Genomic DNA, 16,393 nt, shown 5'->3' on the forward strand with positions numbered 1-16,393 from the left:
GCGGCGGCTCGTATAGTTAACAGCGATCATTTGATTCGTCACTTACCTTGTGATGAATCAAATGATCTAGAGAAACGACTTCACAAGACCAACTGCGAGCAAATTCCAGCCGTCGATCAATACGAAGAATAGTACCTTGAACGGTAGCGCGAATACCGTGGGCGGCATCATCATCATGCCCATCGACATCGTTAGTGTTGCAACGATCATGTCGATCACCAGAAATGGCATGACGACAAGAAATCCGATCTCGAATGCGCGGCGAAGCTCCGACACCATGAAAGCCGGAATGATGATTCGCAGATCGATCCGCTGACCTTCGAGTTTGATCTTCATACTTTCGGCAGCAAGGTTCTCGAAGGTTTGCAGATCCTTTTCACGTACGTGCTGCAGCATGAAATCCCGAAACGGATCTGTGACACGCGAATAGGCTTCCTGCTCTGTGATCTCATTCTTCATCAGGGGCTGAAGGCCGTTCTGCCACGCGCGATCGAAGGTCGGTGCCATCACATAGAATGTGAGGAACAGCGCAAGGCTGATCATCACGATATTGGCCGGCGTGGTTTGCAGGCCAAGCCCTGTGCGCAGGAATGAGAGTGCGACAACGAAGCGCGTGAAGCTCGTCACCATGATGAGTAGGCCCGGCGCCAGTGACAGCACCGTCAGCAGCGCGACCATCTGGATGATTCGGCCGCTCGCACTACCCTCGCCCTGCGGAAGCAAGGTCGACAGATCCGGAACCTGCGCCACTGCAGCCGTCGGCAGAAGCACCAGGAGCAGGATCGGAATGATACGCTTCATTGCACCACCAGCGTCTCGATAATCAACTCACGAACCCTGCCGCTCGAACGCGTAAGCGCGCGCTCATTCAGGTCTTCGCGCAGATATTGCAGGCCGCGGGCACCCTCGATCTGCGCGGGTGTGAGCGTGCGCAGATAGGCTGCAACATCCTCACCTATGCGAGCGACCACGATGCTCGCCTCCTCCTCGGTCAATTTATCGGTTACGATCGATGCCTCCATGCGGATCCAGGCATTTGGCGGCGCCGCCAGATTGGTCACGACCGGGGTGATCTTGCGCAGACGATCATTGGCATTGAAGGCCGACGAGATCGGTTTCTCTGGGACTTCCTTCTGGCTTTCACTGATGCGCTGGAACGTCGACATCAGATGCAGGCTTGCCAGCGCTCCAGCCCCGACCGAGAGCACCGTGACAAGCAGCAGGGCGCCAAACCACTGCATGAATCCTGGGCGCTGGCCTTCATTCGCTGTGTTATCGGCCATGATCGATTCCCATCAGAACGGCGCGACCTGGTCGTAAACCTGTTGACCCCAGTTCGGCTGCTGCACTTCCATGGACCGGCCTCGCCCGCCATACGAAATGCGGGCTTCGGCAATCTTCTCGTAGGCGATGGTGTTGTTGCGGCTGATATCGATCGGACGCACGATGCCGCCGACATTGACGATGCGCATTTCGTAATTGACGCGCATCTCCTGCGAGCCGCTAACCAGGAGATTTCCGTTCGGCAACACATCGACAACGACTGCAGCCACCGAGAAGCGCACTTCTTCATTGCGGTCGATCTTGCCAGCGCCCTTGTTCGATGATTGGGATTTGACGTTGGTGTCGAAATTTCCGGCCGATAGCCATTTGGCAATATTGGCCGAATAATCGGACTCCACCTTGATCTGCGAGTCCCGCGACCGATCCGTCTTGTTGTCGAGAATCGCCTTGTCGTTCATCAGAATATTCACGGTCAGAAGATCGCCGACCCGCGTTGCCCGCGAATCACGATAGAGGTCCTTGCGGTCATTCCAGATCGAGTGAGGGCCCGCGCTACGATACGCGCGCCGCTCGATCGGAATTGCGCGCGCATCAACCTGCATACCGTTGCCGATCGGCGACATGTAGGGCGCCTGGCCAACCTCGGCGAGATTACTGGCGCAACCGGTCAGGCACGACAGTGCGACCGGAATCAGAATCACTCTCAACCACATCATTTCTTGGCTTTCCCGTCGTCGGTGCGACGCATCCCGGCAAGCGTGTCAGCGAGATGTGCGCCACGTGCCGGTTCCATTTCATTGAGGATCGCGCTGGCAACGCGAACGCGCAGCTTGGCGAGAACAGCAGCTGCCGTGTCATCAGCCATGCTGGCAATCTGCTGCGCCGCAGCTTCCGGATTCATGCGCGAGTAGATTTCGACGACGTTATCTTCCGCCTTTTTGAGGAATTCTTCGCGCAACTTCAGCCATTCCTCATATTCGGCACGCTTGGCCTCAAGTTCGGCAATGCGCAGCTTCAGCTTGGATTCCGTCGCTTCCAGCTCTTTCTGCTGCCACGCCACCCGGGCATCGAGTGCCTGGTCTGCGATATTGCTGCAAAAGCGCGCGACGTCGGATTCCTGGGAGTTCGCGGCTGCGCTATCCTTTTTGTCAATTGCGCCCGTGATCAGCGCCGAATCGGCTGGCGGACGCACCACCGGGTCCTGCTTGTTGGCAGCCGGGCGTGGGCGCGCGACTTGCGGCGTCTTTGCAAATTCACCGAGGTTCAGCGGCTTTGAGAGCTTCTGCTCGGGTTCGGCCGATGCCTGTGTGGACAGCACCATACCGACCAGCATGAGAAACTTGATCGATCGATTTGCGACGCGCGCCATTCGTGTTCTCGTGATTCAGCTGAGCGAGCGTTGCACGCTTTGGCTTGCGTGACGCTGACCCGGGCTTACTGGATGACGAGTTCCGCTTGCAGCGCGCCGGCCGCCTTGATCGCCTGCAAGATCGCGATGATTCCCTGCGGTTTCAGGCCGATTTGATTGAGACCACGCACCAGACGCTGCAAGTCCGCACCACGCAGAATGGCGATCTTGGCGCCGGGCTCGTTAGCTTCGATGAAGGTTTGCGGCACCACCTTCGTCTCGCCGCGCGCGAATGGGTTCGGTTGCGACACGATCGGCGCCTCGGTGATTCGCACCGACAGATTTCCATGGGTGACCGCGACTGTCGAAATCTGTACATTCCGGCCGATGACCACCGTTCCCGTGCGTTCGTCGACCACGACCCGTGCCGGCGTATCCGGCTCGACCAGCAGTTCCTCGATCTCGGCGATAAAGCGCACCGGCGAGGTGCCACGCGGTCGGGACAGTACGATAGTACGATAATCGCGTTCGAAGGCTACGGCCTTTTGGTAACGGCCACTGCCATGCGCGTTGATCGCGTCCATGATACGCGTTGCGGTGACGAAATCCGGATTCTTTAGCTCAAGAATGAGCGATTCCATCTCGCTGAAACGCCCCTTGACTTCACGTTCGATCAGCGCGCCATTTGGGATACGGCCAGCTGTGGCCACACCCTGGCTAAGCGTTTGTGCAGCGCCTTCGACGTTGTAACCGCCTACAGCGATAGCACCTTGCGCGACAGCATAGGTTTCGCCATCGGCGCCGCGTAACTGCGTCATCACCAACGTTCCGCCAAGCAGGGATGATGCGTCGCCCAATGACGAGATCGCGACGTCGATTCGCGAGCCACCCGCGACAAACGGCGGCAGATCGGCCGTCACAACGACGGCGGCCACGTTGCGCGTGCGCAACGAGGTGCCACGGATATTGATGCCCATATTGTCGAGCATCGATTGCAACGATTGTTCGGTGAACGGCGCGTTGCGCAACGTGTCACCGGTACCCTTGAGGCCGATCACAAGGCCATAGCCGAGGATTTGGTTCTCCCGCACGCCCTTGAGATTGGCGATGTCCTTCACACGCACAGCGGCATCTGCCGCAGAGATCGAAAGCGAAAGCAGGAGACCGCAAAGGAGACGCAGCATCATCCGTTCTGAATCCGTACTGATCCGTCCTGCTGGACGATGCCCCGGATCGTGACGCCGGTATCGAGGTTGCGAAGCTGCACCATCATGCCGGCACTGCCGGACTGCAGGGATGTTGCATAGGTGACGATAATGAGCCCATCATCCTCGACGAGCACCTTCACCACAGCCCCGCGGGTGACGGCCTTCAGATCTTCGAGACCGTTGATCGGAATCAGGTGCCCCGCCAACAGTGTACGACGCGCAATGCGGCCAACGAGGGACGCACGGTCGTTGATGAATGCACTTGCGCCCTGAATATTGGGCGCAAAATTGCGATCCATGATCATTTCATCCCTGATGACGTCACCGGGATAGATCGCCGTGGCCGGCACGGGATAGCGGACGGCATCTTCCGCAGCATTTGCGACGCCTGCGATGCCGGCCGCGAGCACGAAGCTCGCGAGCCAGCGGGTGACGATGGTGACTGCGCGCATCAGGCCGAGATCCCGTTCTGTGGATTACCGCATGCCCTTCGAAATGGTCGATGCCATCTCGTCAGCCGCCTGGATGACCTTGGAATTCATTTCATAAGAACGCTGCGCCGATATCAGCTCAGTGATTTCCTTCACCGGATCGACGTTCGAACTCTCGAGATAGTGTTGATGCAGCTTGCCGTAGCCAATGTCGCCTGCGAAGCCCACAACGGGCACGCCGGATGAAACCGTCTCGCGATAGAGATTTCCGCCGAGTGGGTCCAGACCGGCTTCATTGGAGAAGTTCGCGAGCGAGAGTTGCCCGAGCTGAACGGGCGCAACGGTCCCGTCGACCTTCGCGAAGACTTGGCCGGACTCGTTGACAGTGACATCCACGGCATTCTGCGGGACAATGATCGCAGGCGTCACCAGATAGCCGTCCGGCGTCACCAGCTGGCGGTTTTCATTCAGGTTGAATGCACCGGCGCGTGTGTAGAGCGTCTCACCATTCGGACCGGCGATCTGGAACCAGCCGCGGCCATTAATGGCCATGTCATAAGTGTTGCCAGTCTGCGCCATGGCGCCCTGCAGATGCAGCTTGCGCACGGCAGCCGAACGCACGCCGAGACCGAGCTTTGCGCCTTCAGGTACTGCGCCCTCACCGCTTCGGTTGGGAACGCCCTGCGCGCGGTCGATCTGATAGAACAGATCGGTGAATTCCGCGCGGGATCGCTTGTACGAGGTCGTATTGATATTCGCGATATTATTCGCGATCACTTCGACATTAAGCTGCTGCGCGCCCATACCGGTGGCAGCAATGGCCAGAGCTCTCATGATTAAACCTCAAATCGCCATTCGGCTGACTTCTTGATACGCCTGAACGACCTTGTCGCGGACGGCGACAGCCATCTGCAATGACCGTTCGGCAGACATGACCGCCTCGACCACCTTCTGTGCCGAGAGCTTGCCGTGGATGGACTGGATTGACGCGGCTTCGCCGGCCTTGATCGAACCGATGGCATCGGCTGCGACCTGTTCGAGGACGTTGTTGAAACCGACGGTGGCCGCACCAGGTTGCACCGCGGGTGTCGCGGAATTGATGACTTCGCTGGTTTTGGCGAGCTCACCAGCACTGCTGATGACTGAGGATACCGCTTCAAGCATGGTTAGCTCCTCAAGAGATCGATGGTCATCGACACCATGGATCTCACTTGTTTGATGACCTGTAGGTTGGCCTCGAAGGACCGGTTGGTTTCCCGCATGTCGCCCATTTCAATCAACGAGTTCACATTGGGCAGCTTCACGTAACCGGTTGGATCGGCAGCCGGGTGGCCTGGCTCATAGTCCACGCGGAACGGCGCCTGATCGGTTCCGACATCCTTCACCTTGACCATGCGCACACCAGCGGCACGGTCCATCTCGGCTGTGAAGGTCGTGGTCTTGCGGCGATACGGATCCGAGCCTGGCGTGCGGCCGGTTGAATTGGCGTTAGCAAGGTTCTCCGACACGACGCGCAAGCGGGTCGACTGCGCTTCGAGGCCGGAACTTGCGATCTGAACAGATGCTTGTAACGGATCAATCATCGTCATTTCCCTCAGGTCTTCATGCTTGTCATGAACATGCGATGAAACGATTTGACGATCGCCGTATTCAGTGAATAGTCGCGATTGATATCGCCAGCCTTCAGCATCTCCTGCTCAAGGCTGACAGAGTTGCCGGAGTGCACGGTTTCCCAGCTCTTCTCCTTGCGCATGCCCTGGGCCTCAACTGAAGAACCGGTTGTGATGTGTGCCGGTGACGTCACCGTCACGGGCACGACCTTCGATTCAATGATCTTGTTGAACGGCTCGATGTCCTGCGCGCGATAGCCCGGCGTGTTCGCATTGGCGACATTCGCCGAGATTGCGGACTGCCGCAGCGACAGCCATCGCTCATGCGATGAGGCAACATCGAAGAGATAGACGGGTCCCACTTATCCCCCAGGCAAACATGATTCCTTCATCATGGTTTACAAATGGAAACTTGTCCGAGGCTGGAGATGCGCATCACGACATGCACGGAGCGCTTACGCATTCGTCTTCTGCTTGCGCGAATGCAGGAAGTAGATGATTTCTGCGACAGGACGGAAAAACTCCGCCGGGATCATCTTGTCGATGTAAGCAACATCATACATCGAGCGCGCCAGCATCTTGTCTTCCACCACCGGGACACCATTCTTCTCGGCGATTTCCCTGATCTTCAGCGCGATCAGGTCCTGCCCCTTTGCAAGCACCGTTGGCGCAGCGTCTTCGCCCTGCTTGTACTTCAGCGCAATCGCGTAATGCGTGGGATTCGCGATCACCAGCGTGGCGCGCGGAACGGCCGCCAGCATCGACTTGCGAGCGCGATCGCGTGCCAACGAACGCAACCGCGATTTGACGATCGGATCGCCTTCGGCCTGCTTGAACTCGTCCTTGATCTCCTGCTTCGTCATGCGCAGTTCGCGGCGCCAATGGAAGCGTGCCCACACGAGATCGAGCGACACCAGGACAATGGTCGCAATGCTGATGGCGGAGACAAGCCGCATTGCGGTAGTCAGCACCAATTCCGGAACGGCCGCCGGATCGCTAAACAATGCATTCACGGCCACGGCCTCCTCAGCCCGCAGGACGATCATCACGACCAGACTGATAGCGACGAACTTGAAGACCGACTTTCCGAATTCCACACGTCCCTGCGCGCCGAAGATTCTGCCCCAACCTTTCGCTATTGAGATGCGCGAGGCTTCCGGCTGGATGCGATCGAACACAATTCGCGGTGCGTTCTGCAGGAAAGATGACGCCAGCCCGGCCAGCATCAAGACGATAACAATCGGAATAACCAGTCCCGCCGCACTCATACCGACCGCGGTGAGCAACTCAATAGCATCCGTTCCATTACGGATGCGGATGCCCGACGGATCGTCGATCAATCGGGCTAAAGTGAAAGTCAGCTTTCTGACGTTGTCGGTGGTCAGAAAGCTTTGAATAATCAGCAGTGCGAGCATAGAGGCGAAAATCGGCGCTTCGCGCGAGACCGGGATTTGGCCCTTCTCAACGGAATCACGAACCTTCTTCTCTGTCGCCTCTTCGGTTTTACTGTCCTTATCGGGTTCGTCAGACACAATGCTCTATCTTCAGGTGAATACCGGCTGATCTTCTTGATCGGGGTTGAGTTCAATTTCGCCGCGTCCGGCCATATCGAGCGCAAGATCGGTAATGGCGCGCCGGGCATCCAGGATTTCGCGCTGATTGGCGGGGATACCGTTTGCCAGTTCGTGATCCACCAGACGACGGGTGCGTGAGGCGAGCGACGACAGAATGAGCTCGCGGAATGTCGTATCCGATCCCTTGAGCGCCATCACCACACGGTCCGTCGGCACCTGATCGAAGATCAGCATGCGTGCCTTGGCGGTCAGGTTCACGATGTCGTCGAAGGTAAACAGCATGCCCTTCAGAATCTCGGCCGACTTCGGCCGCGATTCGGTGAGGTTCTTCAGCGATTCCTCCATCTGCGTCCGCTCCATCTTGTTGATGATGTCAGCCATGCGCGGATAGGTGTCGGATGCCAGGTTCCGAGCGAAGTTGATCATGAAGTCTTCGTGCATCGTTTTCTCGATAATGCCCATGGCATCCTCGACAACAGGCTTGAGGCTGAGCATACGCCGCATCAAGTCGTGCCGGATATCCGGCGGAAGATGACTCATCACGCGGGCAGCACACGCCGGCTTCACCCGCGAGAGAATGAGTGCAGCCGTTTGCGGATGCTCCTTGAGAAGATAGTTGGCGAGCAGGCTTTCCGAGACGAGAGAGATGCGTTCCCACACCGACTTTGTCTTGTTGCCCAGAACTTCGGAAATGATGTCAGTGATCTGGTCCGGCGGCAGCACGCCATTCAGCAGCTTCTCCAGCTCGCCGACAGTGCCAAAGATATTCGGACCTTCCGAGAAATTCTGAGCGAATTCCTCGATGATCGCTTCGAGCTCAGGCCCTGAGATGGGCTTGAGCTCAGCCGCAGCCCGCGTGACCAGTTTGATCTCTTCGGGATCGAACTCCCGAAGCAGGCCGCCCGAGAGCTCACGCCCCATTGCCAGCAAAAGAGCCGCCGCCTTCTCGGTGCCACCCAGCGGTTTGATGCTGGTGCCGGCGCGCTTAGCAGGTGCATTGAATGCCATTAGGAATATCTCTTTGGGAAAATCTCTTTAAGCGTCCGGATCCCCGGCCGCTCCTCCGACGATTTCCGTCAGCGATACACCGAAACGCGAATTCTCGTCTTCCACGACCACGACCGCACCGCGCGCAACGATGCGTCCGTTGACGACGACTTCGACAGGTTCGCCCACACGGTGATCAAGCGGGATCACTGCGCCGCGGCCAAGCTTCATCAGATCCGCGACCGGCATGGTCGCTGAACCGAGCAGCACCTGCACCGTGACCGGGATGCGCAGAATAGGTTCAAGATTTGTCAGCCGGCTGGTTTCCTCGGCAGCGCGAGCCGCGAGATCTGCCAGTTTGCCGAACGACGCGCCGTCAGCCTTAAGCGGGTCGGCGCCTGTAGCGGTCGCTGCGCTTACTGGATCGATATCGAATGGTTGCTTCATATCCCCTGCCTTCTTGAAAACTCAGATCGTGGCCTAAGCCGGATTTTGTGCCGCAGTGCGCGTATCGATTTCCGCGATAGCCTTGCGCGCCTCATCTATTTTGTCGCCAAGCGCCTGAACCATTTGCCGTCCGTCCGAACTGAATTCGCGCACCATCAACACCATGTCGTCCACCGTCTCATTGGTCTTGCCGACCACCGCGGTAAACTCTCCCTGATGCGCGCGCAACTTCACAAGCTCACGATGCATCTTGGTAACGCGGATGCTCGTGAAAAGCAGGGCTGCAAAAAGGATGATGTCAACGAGCGAGGATACCATCGATAAATTCCCGTTTTTGGTCGGCCGATTCCTTGACCTGCAGTGAATAGACGCCATTCATCTGGCCGAGCTGGCACCAGAACAAGCGTTGATCATTGCATTCGAGGCGAACCATTGTGTCCGGCGTGGCGTTGAGCTTGAGCACCTGGCCGACGTGAAATTTCGCGACCTCGCCGAGAGTAAACTGTCGCTCTTCGAGAACCGCCTTCAGCACCACTTCGGTCCGCTTGATCTCGCTGTGCAACTGACGGCTCCAGTTCGGATCGGTGGATGCCGACTCACCGGATACGATCTGCGACAGCGACTGCCGGATCGGATTAAGCGCTGCGTGCGGAATGACGATGAACATCTCGCCGCCGCGATCGAGACCCTGCAGCAGGATCTTCGCACACACGGCCATGTTGTTGAGGCGGCCGATCGCAAGATAGTCCATGCGCGTCTCGACACGTTCCAGGTTGAACGTCACGTCGGAAGCGCGGTCGAATGACGCCTGCAACGCCTTGCCAAAGCGCTCGAACAGCGATTGCGCGACATGCAACTCCACATTCGAGAATACCCGCGGCATATCCAGCGGCGGCTCCGCACCATCGGCGCCGAACAGGAGCTCGATCATGGTGTAGACGAAATCGCGATCGAAACCAATCAGGATGCGCGCATCCCATGCTTGCGCATAGAACACCGCGGCAATGGCTTCGCCCTCATAGCGATCGAGGATATCGGAGAGGCGATCGCTGCCCACGCTGCTTAGCGAGAAATACGACTGCGAGGGCGACATGGATCGCAGGCTTTCGGCGCAAAGATTCGTCATCTGGTCGAAAATCACATGCAGCATCGGCATGCGTTCGACGGAAATTCCGGCAGCCCCTAAAAGTTGATCTGATCCTTGATCTACGCGGCCTGACTTTACTTCTGACATCAGGCCCGTGCTCCCGCTTTCGCCGAGGATTCAGCAGGCGCCGCCTTCGCGGGACCGCCGGAGATGGTTTCGCTTTCGACGACATCAATCGACGGGCGTTCACCGGGGCCGATCATCTTGCGGCCGTGTTCGATCGCGATCTGCGGCAGGGCCCCGTTCATGAAGGCGAGCAGTGACTGCTTGACGATTACATACATCCGCGCGCGCTGCTCGCGCACCAGCTTGATCTTGTGGGCCAGCGGCGCGACAAGACCGTAGGACAAGAAGATGCCGGCGAATGTGCCGACCAGAGCTGCGCCGATGAAGCCGCCGAGCAATTTCGGGGATTGGTCGAGAGCGCCCATCGCCTTGATGACGCCGAGTACCGCGGCGACGATACCGAGCGCCGGCAGTCCTTCGGCCACCATCATCAGCGAGCCATATGGTTTCATCTTGCTGCGAATGATGGTTTCGATTTCCTCGTCCATCAGCGCTTCGATCTCATGCGGCCGCGCGCTGCCCATGATGATCAGGCGGAAGTAGTCGCAGATGAAGTGCAGAAGCGGCTCATTGGCGAGAACGGTCGGGAAGGCGGTGAATATTTCTGACGATGATGGATCGTCGATATGAGCTTCCACCTCGTTGCGACCCTTGTTTCGTACCTCGCGCATCAGAGAATGCAGAAGCCCGAGCAGATCGAGGTAATGGCGTTGCTTCGGCACTGCGACCGTCAATGCCTGCACGGTGGCGCGGCCGGTGTCGACCACGGTTTTCCAGGGATTCGCAATGACATAGGTGCCCAGCGACATCCCCATGATGATGACGAACTCCCAGGGCTGCCATATCACGCTGAGATGCCCGCCCATCGCGGTGAAGCCGCCGATCAGACTGGCGAGTGTGATAATGACGCCAAAGAGAATGCTCAAGCGCACCGCTCCAAATTGAGGATACGATTCACTTAGGCAACGATGCTTGCACGAGGCTGACATCGGCCTGCGGCGGCCAGCCCCGCGCAAGCTTGTGCGGGGAGTTTGAGGCCAGTCTCGCCGCATGCGCCCGCAGACTGGGAACCCACTGCCGATGGTCTCGACAATCGCAAGCTACCAGCTGATCTCCAAGAATATTGTCAAATCGTTGCAGCAGACGATGGAGAAGCCGGACGTGTCGAAGGACACGGAATACTACCTGTCACACATCCGCGATGTGAAGACGATCGACGAGTTCATCGGCGACTATCGGTTGTTCAGCTATGCCATGAAGGCTTACGGGTTGAGCGACATGACCTATGCCAAGGCGTTCATGCGCAAGGTTCTTACGGAAGGTGTTGCCAGCTCGACCACATTCGCCAACAAGCTTTCCGACGCCCGCTACCGCGAATTCGCCACTGCATTCGACTTTGCCAAACTGGGTGACCAGGCGACGAGCACGACCGCCGCGCAGGTCGGCACCGTCGAGAAATACGTCCGGCAGCAACTCGAGGAAGACGCCGGATCGCAAAATGAAGGCGTTCGTCTGGCACTCTATTTCGAGCGCAAGGCGCCCAAGATCACCAGCATCTATCAGATTCTCGCTGATCCGGCGTTGATCAAGGTCGCCCAGATCGCGCTTGGCATCTCACCGATGACCTCGATGGCGGATGTCGACAAACAGGCGAATATGCTCAGCGCGAAAGTCGACATCGCGGATTTCCAGACCCCCGAAAAGCTGCAGACGTTCCTGCAGCGTTTTTCGGTGATGTGGGAGATGGAGAACGGAACGTCCACCGCCCAATCGGCTTCAAGCACCCTTATCACGCAGCCGCTCGAAATGGGCCTCAGCACGGACGTGCTGACCACCCTGCAGAACCTGAAAATCGGACGATAAAATGCAATCAGCGCTCTATGTCAGCCTCTCGGCCCAGGTCTCGCTTGAGAAGCGACTCGAAACCATTGCCAACAACATGGCCAATATGAAAACCGCCGCGTTCCGTGCCGACGCGGTGAAGTTCGAGACTGCAATGTCGCGCGCAGCAACGCAGGCGGTCGCGTTCTCCTCGCCCGGCGAAAACTTCATCTCGCGCAAGGAAGGCGCTATTACCCAGACCGGCAATACCCTGGACGTGGCGGTCACCGGGAACAGCATGGCCGCGTACCCCGGCGGCCCCGATCCCGGCCACACGACGTGGATGGCGTTTGCTGGGCCGAACGGCACCGTCTATACGCGCGATGGCCGCATGCAGATCGACATCAACGGGCAGCTTCAGACCCTCACCGGCTATCCAATCCTCGATTCAGGCGGCACGCCGATCATCGTCGATCCCGACGCCGGCCCGCTGACGATCGTGCGCGACGGCACCATTTCGCAGGGCCGAATCCAGGTCGGTCAGCTTGGCCTGTTTGACATCGCTCCGGACGCAAAGCTGGAACGATTCGGAACGTCAGGCGTGATTCCGAGCAAGCCGGCGACCACCGCGCTCGACTTCGTCACGGTCGGCTTCCAGCAGGGCTACGTCGAAGGATCGAATGTCGATCCTCTGACAGAACTCACGCAGATGATGACCGCACAGCGCACCTTCCAGAGCGTCAGCTCGTTGATCGACAATTCCGAAAGTACCATGCAGAACGCCATTCGCACGCTGGGCGATCCAAAAGCCTGATGCCTGATGTGACCGGCGGGAGAGCTCGATGAACGCGCTTGAAAAACTCGAATCGACCATCGCAACCCTGCGCCGGGACGTGCCCACGGTTCGTGTCGGTGGCATGGTGTCCGAGGTGACGCCGACGCATTTTCGCGTCTCCGGCCTATCGCGCTATGTCAGGCTCGGTGAATTGATCGGACTGGAAATCGACAAGCAGGTTCATCTCGGTGAGGTCGTGCGGATCGATACTGACGGCGTAACGGCCAAACCGTTCGATTCCCACTTTGCTGCCGGCCTCGGCGTTCCCGCCTTCCGAATGCCTCCCAAGACACTGTCTCCACATCCGGCCTGGAAAGGTCGCGTCATCAATGCGCTTGGTGAGCCACTGGATGGCGCCGGCGACATGCCGGTCGGCGAGCGCGAGATGCAAACGGATGCCAATCCCCCACCGGCGATGAGCCGCTCCCGCGTGAGCAAGCCGCTCCGCACCGGCGTCCGCGTCGTGGATCTCTTCACACCGCTCTGTATCGGCCAGCGCATCGGCATTTTCGCCGGTTCCGGCGTCGGCAAGACCACCCTTCTTTCGATGCTGGCACGCAGCGCCGGCTTCGACACAGTCGTCACTGCACTGGTCGGCGAGCGTGGACGAGAAGTACGTGAATTTCTCGAAGAATCGCTGGTCCATCACAAGACCCGCGCGATCACAATCGTCTCGACGAGCGACGAAAGCCCGATGATGCGTCGACTGGCGCCGAAGACGGCGATGACCATCGCCGAATATTTCCGCGATCGCGGTGAATCGGTGCTGTTGATCGTCGATTCGGTAACGCGCTTCGCCCACGCATCCCGTGAAGTCGCGCTCGCTACCGGCGAGCCGGCGATCGCACGCGGCTATGCGCCGAGCGTCTTCAGCGAACTTCCGCGTCTGCTGGAGCGTTCGGGACCGGGCCTCGAAGGCCAGGGTTCCATTACCGGCGTCTTTGCCGTGCTGGTCGATGGTGACGATCACAACGAACCTGTGGCGGATACGGTGCGTGGTACGCTGGATGGGCACATCATGCTCGACCGCGACGTTGCCGATCAGGGCCGCTATCCGGCCGTCAATGTGCTGTCATCGGTGTCGCGCCTCGGCCAGCATGTGTGGTCGCCGGAGGAAGCTAATCTGGTGCGTAAGCTGCGCGCCATGATCGCCCGCTTTGAGGACACCCGCGACCTTCGCCTGATGGGCGGCTATCAGCCCGGCCGCGACAGTGAACTCGATCAGGCCGTCCAGCTCGTGCCCAAGATCTACGACGTGCTGCAACAGCACCCGACCGACCCGTCCTGCGCCGAGCCATTCCAGGAATTGCTCAGCGTGATCAAGACCGCCATCGGCTAACTGCCCTCCCGCGCTCTAGACACCCGGGATCGTATCGAGATTCGCTGCCGCGACGATCGCACCGGATCGCACAAGGCGCAGCGACTTCTGAATGTCGTCGTGAAAATATCGATCCTCGTCGAGATGGGCGACGTCTGCCCGGATCCGTGCGCGAACGCTTTCCAGACGATCGCTGGACTTGAGCGGCGCATGGAAATCACAGCCTTGCGCGCCCGCCAGCAGCTCGATGGCAATGACGGCCATTGCATTCTCGATCATCGGCAGCAGCCGGCGCGCCGCATGGGCAGCCATCGAGACATGATCTTCCTGATTGGCCGATGTCGGAATCGAATCGACGCTGGCCGGATAAGCCCGCTGCTTGTTCTCAGATACCAGCGCGGCGGCCGTCACTTGCGCGATCATGAAGCCGGAATTAAGCCCCGGCTTCGGCGTCAGGAACGCGGGCACACCGGATAACACCGGATCCACCAGCATGGCGATCCGGCGCTCTGAGATCGATCCGATCTCACAGATCGCAAGCGCCATCATATCCGCCGCAAAGGCAACCGGCGCTGCATGGAAATTGCCACCGGAGATCGCGATATCGTCCTCGGCAAAGACCAGAGGATTGTCAGAGACGCCATTCGCTTCGGTGAGAAGTGTGGTCGCCACCTGTCGCAAAACGTCCAGCGCAGCGCCCATCACCTGCGGCTGACAGCGGAGGCAATAAGGATCCTGAACGCGGACGTCGCCAGTGCGGTGCGACTCGCGAATCGCGCTGCCGGCGAGAAGTTCCTTCAATGCCTGGGCCGATACAATCTGCCCTTCATGCTTGCGCAGTTGATGGATGCGCGGATCGAACGGCGTATCCGAGCCACGCGCGGCGTCGGTGGATAAGGCACCACTGACGAGCGCGGTCTTGAAAAGAATTTCAGCCTCGAACAATCCCGCAAGTGCATAGGCCGTCGAGAACTGCGTGCCGTTCAGCAGCGCCAGTCCTTCCTTCGCCTGCAGCTCGATCGGCTGCAGACCCGCACTGGCGAGCGCCTTCGTCGACGGCAGTCGCCCGGACGTCGTCAGCGCCTCGCCGACGCCGATCATGACCGACGCCATATGCGCGAGCGGGGCCAGATCGCCGGAAGCACCGACTGATCCCTGCGCGGGCACGATGGGCGTGATGTCATGCGCAATCATGGCGCTGAGCAACTGGACCGTCTCCATGCGGACGCCGGAGAAACCCTGTGCCAGGCTCGCAAGCTTGAGGCACATCATCAGCCGCACCACCGGCGCTGGCGCTGGATCGCCGACGCCCACGCAATGTGACAGCACGATGTTTTTCTGGAGGGCCGTGATGCTTTCGGCTTCTATGCCGACATGTGCAAGCTTTCCGAAGCCTGTATTGATGCCATAGACGGGTTCGCCCTTGGCGACGATCCGGGCAACTGCCGCAACACTGGCATTGATGCGGGGAATACAGCTCTCATCGAGAACTGGTACTGCCCCCCGATAGATCGACCGCCAGTCCGCCAGCGTCACCGTACCCGGTGTGAATCGCATCGTCATTAAAGTGTCTCCAGGCCATCCGTAGATGGCCCAAGGCAACACATTCAACGCTGCGCTTCAATGTTTGCGCGCAACAAAAAGGCCAGCCTTGCGGCTGGCCTTTCAGCTGATCGACAGTCAGATCGTGCGCTGCGACGTGCGACGCAGCGTCACGTTTGCCTTATGGCTTCCAGCCGCCGCCCGGCAGATTGCCGTGATAGGGCGTGTTGCGGCAGTGGCCCCAAGGACCGCGCCAGTAACCGGGAGGGCAGCCGTTCCCCATTACGGGAGCTTCCTGATAGTAGCCGCCCGGGAGTGGGCCGTAATAAGGTGTATAGCGGCAGCCACCATAGGGACCGCGCCAGCCGTTCGGACCGCAACCACCCGCAACCGGGATCACGTGCGCTTCGACAGCGATGCTCTGGCCCATCATCGGCGCAGCACTTGCCTGCGTCGAGACGATGAACATGGCGACGAGACATGCCGCCATCATGTGCAGAATTTTGGTCATTCTATTCCTCTCGATGAGTTGAAGATCACTCGGCCCCGACGAAAGCGTCTTCGCCTTGCCGCGCGATGCGCAACCCGAAGATGCATTGGTCTTCATTCTGCTTAGAGGCACCAGATACCATTGGCAATTCCGTTCTATCAATGCACCGGCACAACCCGTTCGGTTAGTTATCCGCCCGTTAAGAACGGCGAACGGAGCTCCCGCGCGAAGTACTTCATCAGTGTAGTTCCCTTTAAACGAAGATGCAGCGACGTGTTGGAGCTA

The 16,393-nt window shown here is 59.0% G+C and carries 21 protein-coding genes; 3 read left to right on the top strand and 18 right to left on the bottom strand.

The genetic code is table 11. The annotated features are described in order from the left end of the window. Window positions 1–66: 66 nt before the first annotated feature. The 16 genes from fliP to motA form a co-directional block, all read right to left on the bottom strand. Window positions 67–801 (bottom strand): flagellar type III secretion system pore protein FliP, encoded by a 735-nt coding sequence (gene fliP, locus AB7828_RS20045; protein WP_068729883.1) that lies wholly within the window; start codon window positions 799–801, stop codon window positions 67–69. Beyond that, on the bottom strand, window positions 798–1,241 hold the full coding sequence (locus AB7828_RS20050) for a flagellar basal body-associated FliL family protein (protein ID WP_441232283.1): 444 nt from the start codon (window positions 1,239–1,241) through the stop codon (window positions 798–800). Before AB7828_RS20050 ends, fliP begins: the two co-directional genes overlap by 4 nt. A gap of 54 nt (window positions 1,242–1,295) precedes the next feature. Beyond that, on the bottom strand, window positions 1,296–1,991 hold the full coding sequence (gene flgH, locus AB7828_RS20055) for a flagellar basal body L-ring protein FlgH (protein WP_089263698.1): 696 nt from the start codon (window positions 1,989–1,991) through the stop codon (window positions 1,296–1,298). A 5-nt stretch (window positions 1,992–1,996) separates the two neighbouring features. After that, window positions 1,997–2,653, bottom strand: coding sequence for a MotE family protein (locus tag AB7828_RS20060; RefSeq protein WP_244558224.1), 657 nt, complete (start codon window positions 2,651–2,653; stop codon window positions 1,997–1,999). A gap of 65 nt (window positions 2,654–2,718) precedes the next feature. Beyond that, window positions 2,719–3,816 carry a flagellar basal body P-ring protein FlgI gene (flgI, locus tag AB7828_RS20065; RefSeq protein ID WP_175369603.1) on the bottom strand — a complete coding sequence of 366 codons (1,098 nt, stop codon included), beginning with the start codon at window positions 3,814–3,816 and terminating at the stop codon, window positions 2,719–2,721. After that, a complete protein-coding gene (gene flgA / locus AB7828_RS20070; protein ID WP_115032323.1) occupies window positions 3,816–4,292 on the bottom strand; it encodes a flagellar basal body P-ring formation chaperone FlgA in 477 nt (158 codons plus the stop codon). Before flgA ends, flgI begins: the two co-directional genes overlap by 1 nt. A 24-nt stretch (window positions 4,293–4,316) precedes the next feature. After that, complete coding sequence (gene flgG / locus AB7828_RS20075) at window positions 4,317–5,105, bottom strand: flagellar basal-body rod protein FlgG (RefSeq protein ID WP_089263432.1); 789 nt, start codon at window positions 5,103–5,105, stop codon at window positions 4,317–4,319. Between the two features lie 9 nt (window positions 5,106–5,114). Further along, complete coding sequence (locus AB7828_RS20080) at window positions 5,115–5,435, bottom strand: flagellar hook-basal body complex protein FliE (protein WP_068729891.1); 321 nt, start codon at window positions 5,433–5,435, stop codon at window positions 5,115–5,117. A gap of 2 nt (window positions 5,436–5,437) precedes the next feature. Beyond that, complete coding sequence (gene flgC, locus AB7828_RS20085) at window positions 5,438–5,854, bottom strand: flagellar basal body rod protein FlgC (RefSeq protein ID WP_089263697.1); 417 nt, start codon at window positions 5,852–5,854, stop codon at window positions 5,438–5,440. Window positions 5,855–5,865: 11 nt separating this feature from the next. Then, a complete protein-coding gene (gene flgB / locus AB7828_RS20090) occupies window positions 5,866–6,243 on the bottom strand; it encodes a flagellar basal body rod protein FlgB (protein ID WP_092141368.1) in 378 nt (125 codons plus the stop codon). Window positions 6,244–6,336: 93 nt separating this feature from the next. Then, window positions 6,337–7,413, bottom strand: coding sequence for a flagellar biosynthesis protein FlhB (flhB, locus tag AB7828_RS20095; RefSeq protein WP_175369215.1), 1,077 nt, complete (start codon window positions 7,411–7,413; stop codon window positions 6,337–6,339). 12 nt (window positions 7,414–7,425) lie between these two features. Next, window positions 7,426–8,463, bottom strand: a complete 1,038-nt coding sequence (locus AB7828_RS20100) for a flagellar motor switch protein FliG (RefSeq protein WP_089263429.1) — start codon at window positions 8,461–8,463, stop codon at window positions 7,426–7,428. Between the two features lie 27 nt (window positions 8,464–8,490). Beyond that, complete coding sequence (fliN, locus tag AB7828_RS20105) at window positions 8,491–8,889, bottom strand: flagellar motor switch protein FliN (RefSeq protein ID WP_089263428.1); 399 nt, start codon at window positions 8,887–8,889, stop codon at window positions 8,491–8,493. Between the two features lie 33 nt (window positions 8,890–8,922). Next, window positions 8,923–9,207, bottom strand: coding sequence for a hypothetical protein (locus AB7828_RS20110; RefSeq protein ID WP_093757678.1), 285 nt, complete (start codon window positions 9,205–9,207; stop codon window positions 8,923–8,925). Further along, window positions 9,188–10,123, bottom strand: a complete 936-nt coding sequence (locus tag AB7828_RS20115; RefSeq protein WP_089263426.1) for a FliM/FliN family flagellar motor switch protein — start codon at window positions 10,121–10,123, stop codon at window positions 9,188–9,190. Before AB7828_RS20115 ends, AB7828_RS20110 begins: the two co-directional genes overlap by 20 nt. Beyond that, window positions 10,123–11,028 carry a flagellar motor stator protein MotA gene (gene motA, locus AB7828_RS20120; RefSeq protein WP_256461226.1) on the bottom strand — a complete coding sequence of 302 codons (906 nt, stop codon included), beginning with the start codon at window positions 11,026–11,028 and terminating at the stop codon, window positions 10,123–10,125. The genes AB7828_RS20115 and motA overlap by 1 nt, the downstream gene beginning before the upstream one ends. 154 nt (window positions 11,029–11,182) lie before the next feature. On the opposite strand from motA, the gene AB7828_RS20125 reads away from it, so the two are divergent. The 3 genes from AB7828_RS20125 to fliI are packed head-to-tail and all read left to right on the top strand — an operon-like array spanning window position 11,183 to window position 14,097. Beyond that, window positions 11,183–11,965, top strand: a complete 783-nt coding sequence (locus AB7828_RS20125) for a DUF1217 domain-containing protein (RefSeq protein WP_441230997.1) — start codon at window positions 11,183–11,185, stop codon at window positions 11,963–11,965. 1 nt (window position 11,966) lies between these two features. Continuing rightward, on the top strand, window positions 11,967–12,737 hold the full coding sequence (gene flgF, locus AB7828_RS20130; RefSeq protein WP_093757679.1) for a flagellar basal-body rod protein FlgF: 771 nt from the start codon (window positions 11,967–11,969) through the stop codon (window positions 12,735–12,737). Between the two features lie 28 nt (window positions 12,738–12,765). Next, window positions 12,766–14,097, top strand: a complete 1,332-nt coding sequence (gene fliI / locus AB7828_RS20135) for a flagellar protein export ATPase FliI (protein WP_441230998.1) — start codon at window positions 12,766–12,768, stop codon at window positions 14,095–14,097. Window positions 14,098–14,112: 15 nt separating this feature from the next. On the opposite strand, the gene hutH is transcribed toward fliI, so the two are convergent. Together hutH and AB7828_RS20145 are read right to left on the bottom strand one after the other, a co-directional pair. Then, window positions 14,113–15,639, bottom strand: coding sequence for a histidine ammonia-lyase (gene hutH, locus AB7828_RS20140; RefSeq protein WP_441230999.1), 1,527 nt, complete (start codon window positions 15,637–15,639; stop codon window positions 14,113–14,115). Between the two features lie 160 nt (window positions 15,640–15,799). Beyond that, a complete protein-coding gene (locus tag AB7828_RS20145; RefSeq protein ID WP_231078751.1) occupies window positions 15,800–16,129 on the bottom strand; it encodes a GCG_CRPN prefix-to-repeats domain-containing protein in 330 nt (109 codons plus the stop codon). Between the last annotated feature and the right edge of the window lie 264 nt (window positions 16,130–16,393).

It is taken from the genome of Tardiphaga sp. 215_C5_N2_1 (assembly GCF_052076055.1).
GTDB lineage: Bacteria > Pseudomonadota > Alphaproteobacteria > Rhizobiales > Xanthobacteraceae > Tardiphaga > Tardiphaga robiniae.

Excerpts from the sequence above, each read along its gene's own strand:
- flgF (WP_093757679.1), top strand. The coding sequence starts at position 11,967 with ATGCAATCAGCGCTCTATGTCAGCCTCTCGGCCCAGGTCTCGCTTGAG.
- AB7828_RS20145 (WP_231078751.1), bottom strand. The coding sequence starts at position 16,129 with ATGACCAAAATTCTGCACATGATGGCGGCATGTCTCGTCGCCATGTTC.
- AB7828_RS20125 (WP_441230997.1), top strand. The coding sequence starts at position 11,183 with ATGGTCTCGACAATCGCAAGCTACCAGCTGATCTCCAAGAATATTGTC.
- flgC (WP_089263697.1), bottom strand. The coding sequence starts at position 5,854 with ATGATTGATCCGTTACAAGCATCTGTTCAGATCGCAAGTTCCGGCCTC.
- hutH (WP_441230999.1), bottom strand. The coding sequence starts at position 15,639 with ATGACGATGCGATTCACACCGGGTACGGTGACGCTGGCGGACTGGCGG.
- AB7828_RS20100 (WP_089263429.1), bottom strand. The coding sequence starts at position 8,463 with ATGGCATTCAATGCACCTGCTAAGCGCGCCGGCACCAGCATCAAACCG.
- fliP (WP_068729883.1), bottom strand. The coding sequence starts at position 801 with ATGAAGCGTATCATTCCGATCCTGCTCCTGGTGCTTCTGCCGACGGCT.
- fliN (WP_089263428.1), bottom strand. The coding sequence starts at position 8,889 with ATGAAGCAACCATTCGATATCGATCCAGTAAGCGCAGCGACCGCTACA.
- AB7828_RS20060 (WP_244558224.1), bottom strand. The coding sequence starts at position 2,653 with ATGGCGCGCGTCGCAAATCGATCGATCAAGTTTCTCATGCTGGTCGGT.
- flgI (WP_175369603.1), bottom strand. The coding sequence starts at position 3,816 with ATGCTGCGTCTCCTTTGCGGTCTCCTGCTTTCGCTTTCGATCTCTGCG.
- flgG (WP_089263432.1), bottom strand. The coding sequence starts at position 5,105 with ATGAGAGCTCTGGCCATTGCTGCCACCGGTATGGGCGCGCAGCAGCTT.
- flgA (WP_115032323.1), bottom strand. The coding sequence starts at position 4,292 with ATGCGCGCAGTCACCATCGTCACCCGCTGGCTCGCGAGCTTCGTGCTC.
- AB7828_RS20110 (WP_093757678.1), bottom strand. The coding sequence starts at position 9,207 with ATGGTATCCTCGCTCGTTGACATCATCCTTTTTGCAGCCCTGCTTTTC.
- AB7828_RS20050 (WP_441232283.1), bottom strand. The coding sequence starts at position 1,241 with ATGCAGTGGTTTGGCGCCCTGCTGCTTGTCACGGTGCTCTCGGTCGGG.
- AB7828_RS20115 (WP_089263426.1), bottom strand. The coding sequence starts at position 10,123 with ATGTCAGAAGTAAAGTCAGGCCGCGTAGATCAAGGATCAGATCAACTT.
- fliI (WP_441230998.1), top strand. The coding sequence starts at position 12,766 with ATGAACGCGCTTGAAAAACTCGAATCGACCATCGCAACCCTGCGCCGG.
- AB7828_RS20080 (WP_068729891.1), bottom strand. The coding sequence starts at position 5,435 with ATGCTTGAAGCGGTATCCTCAGTCATCAGCAGTGCTGGTGAGCTCGCC.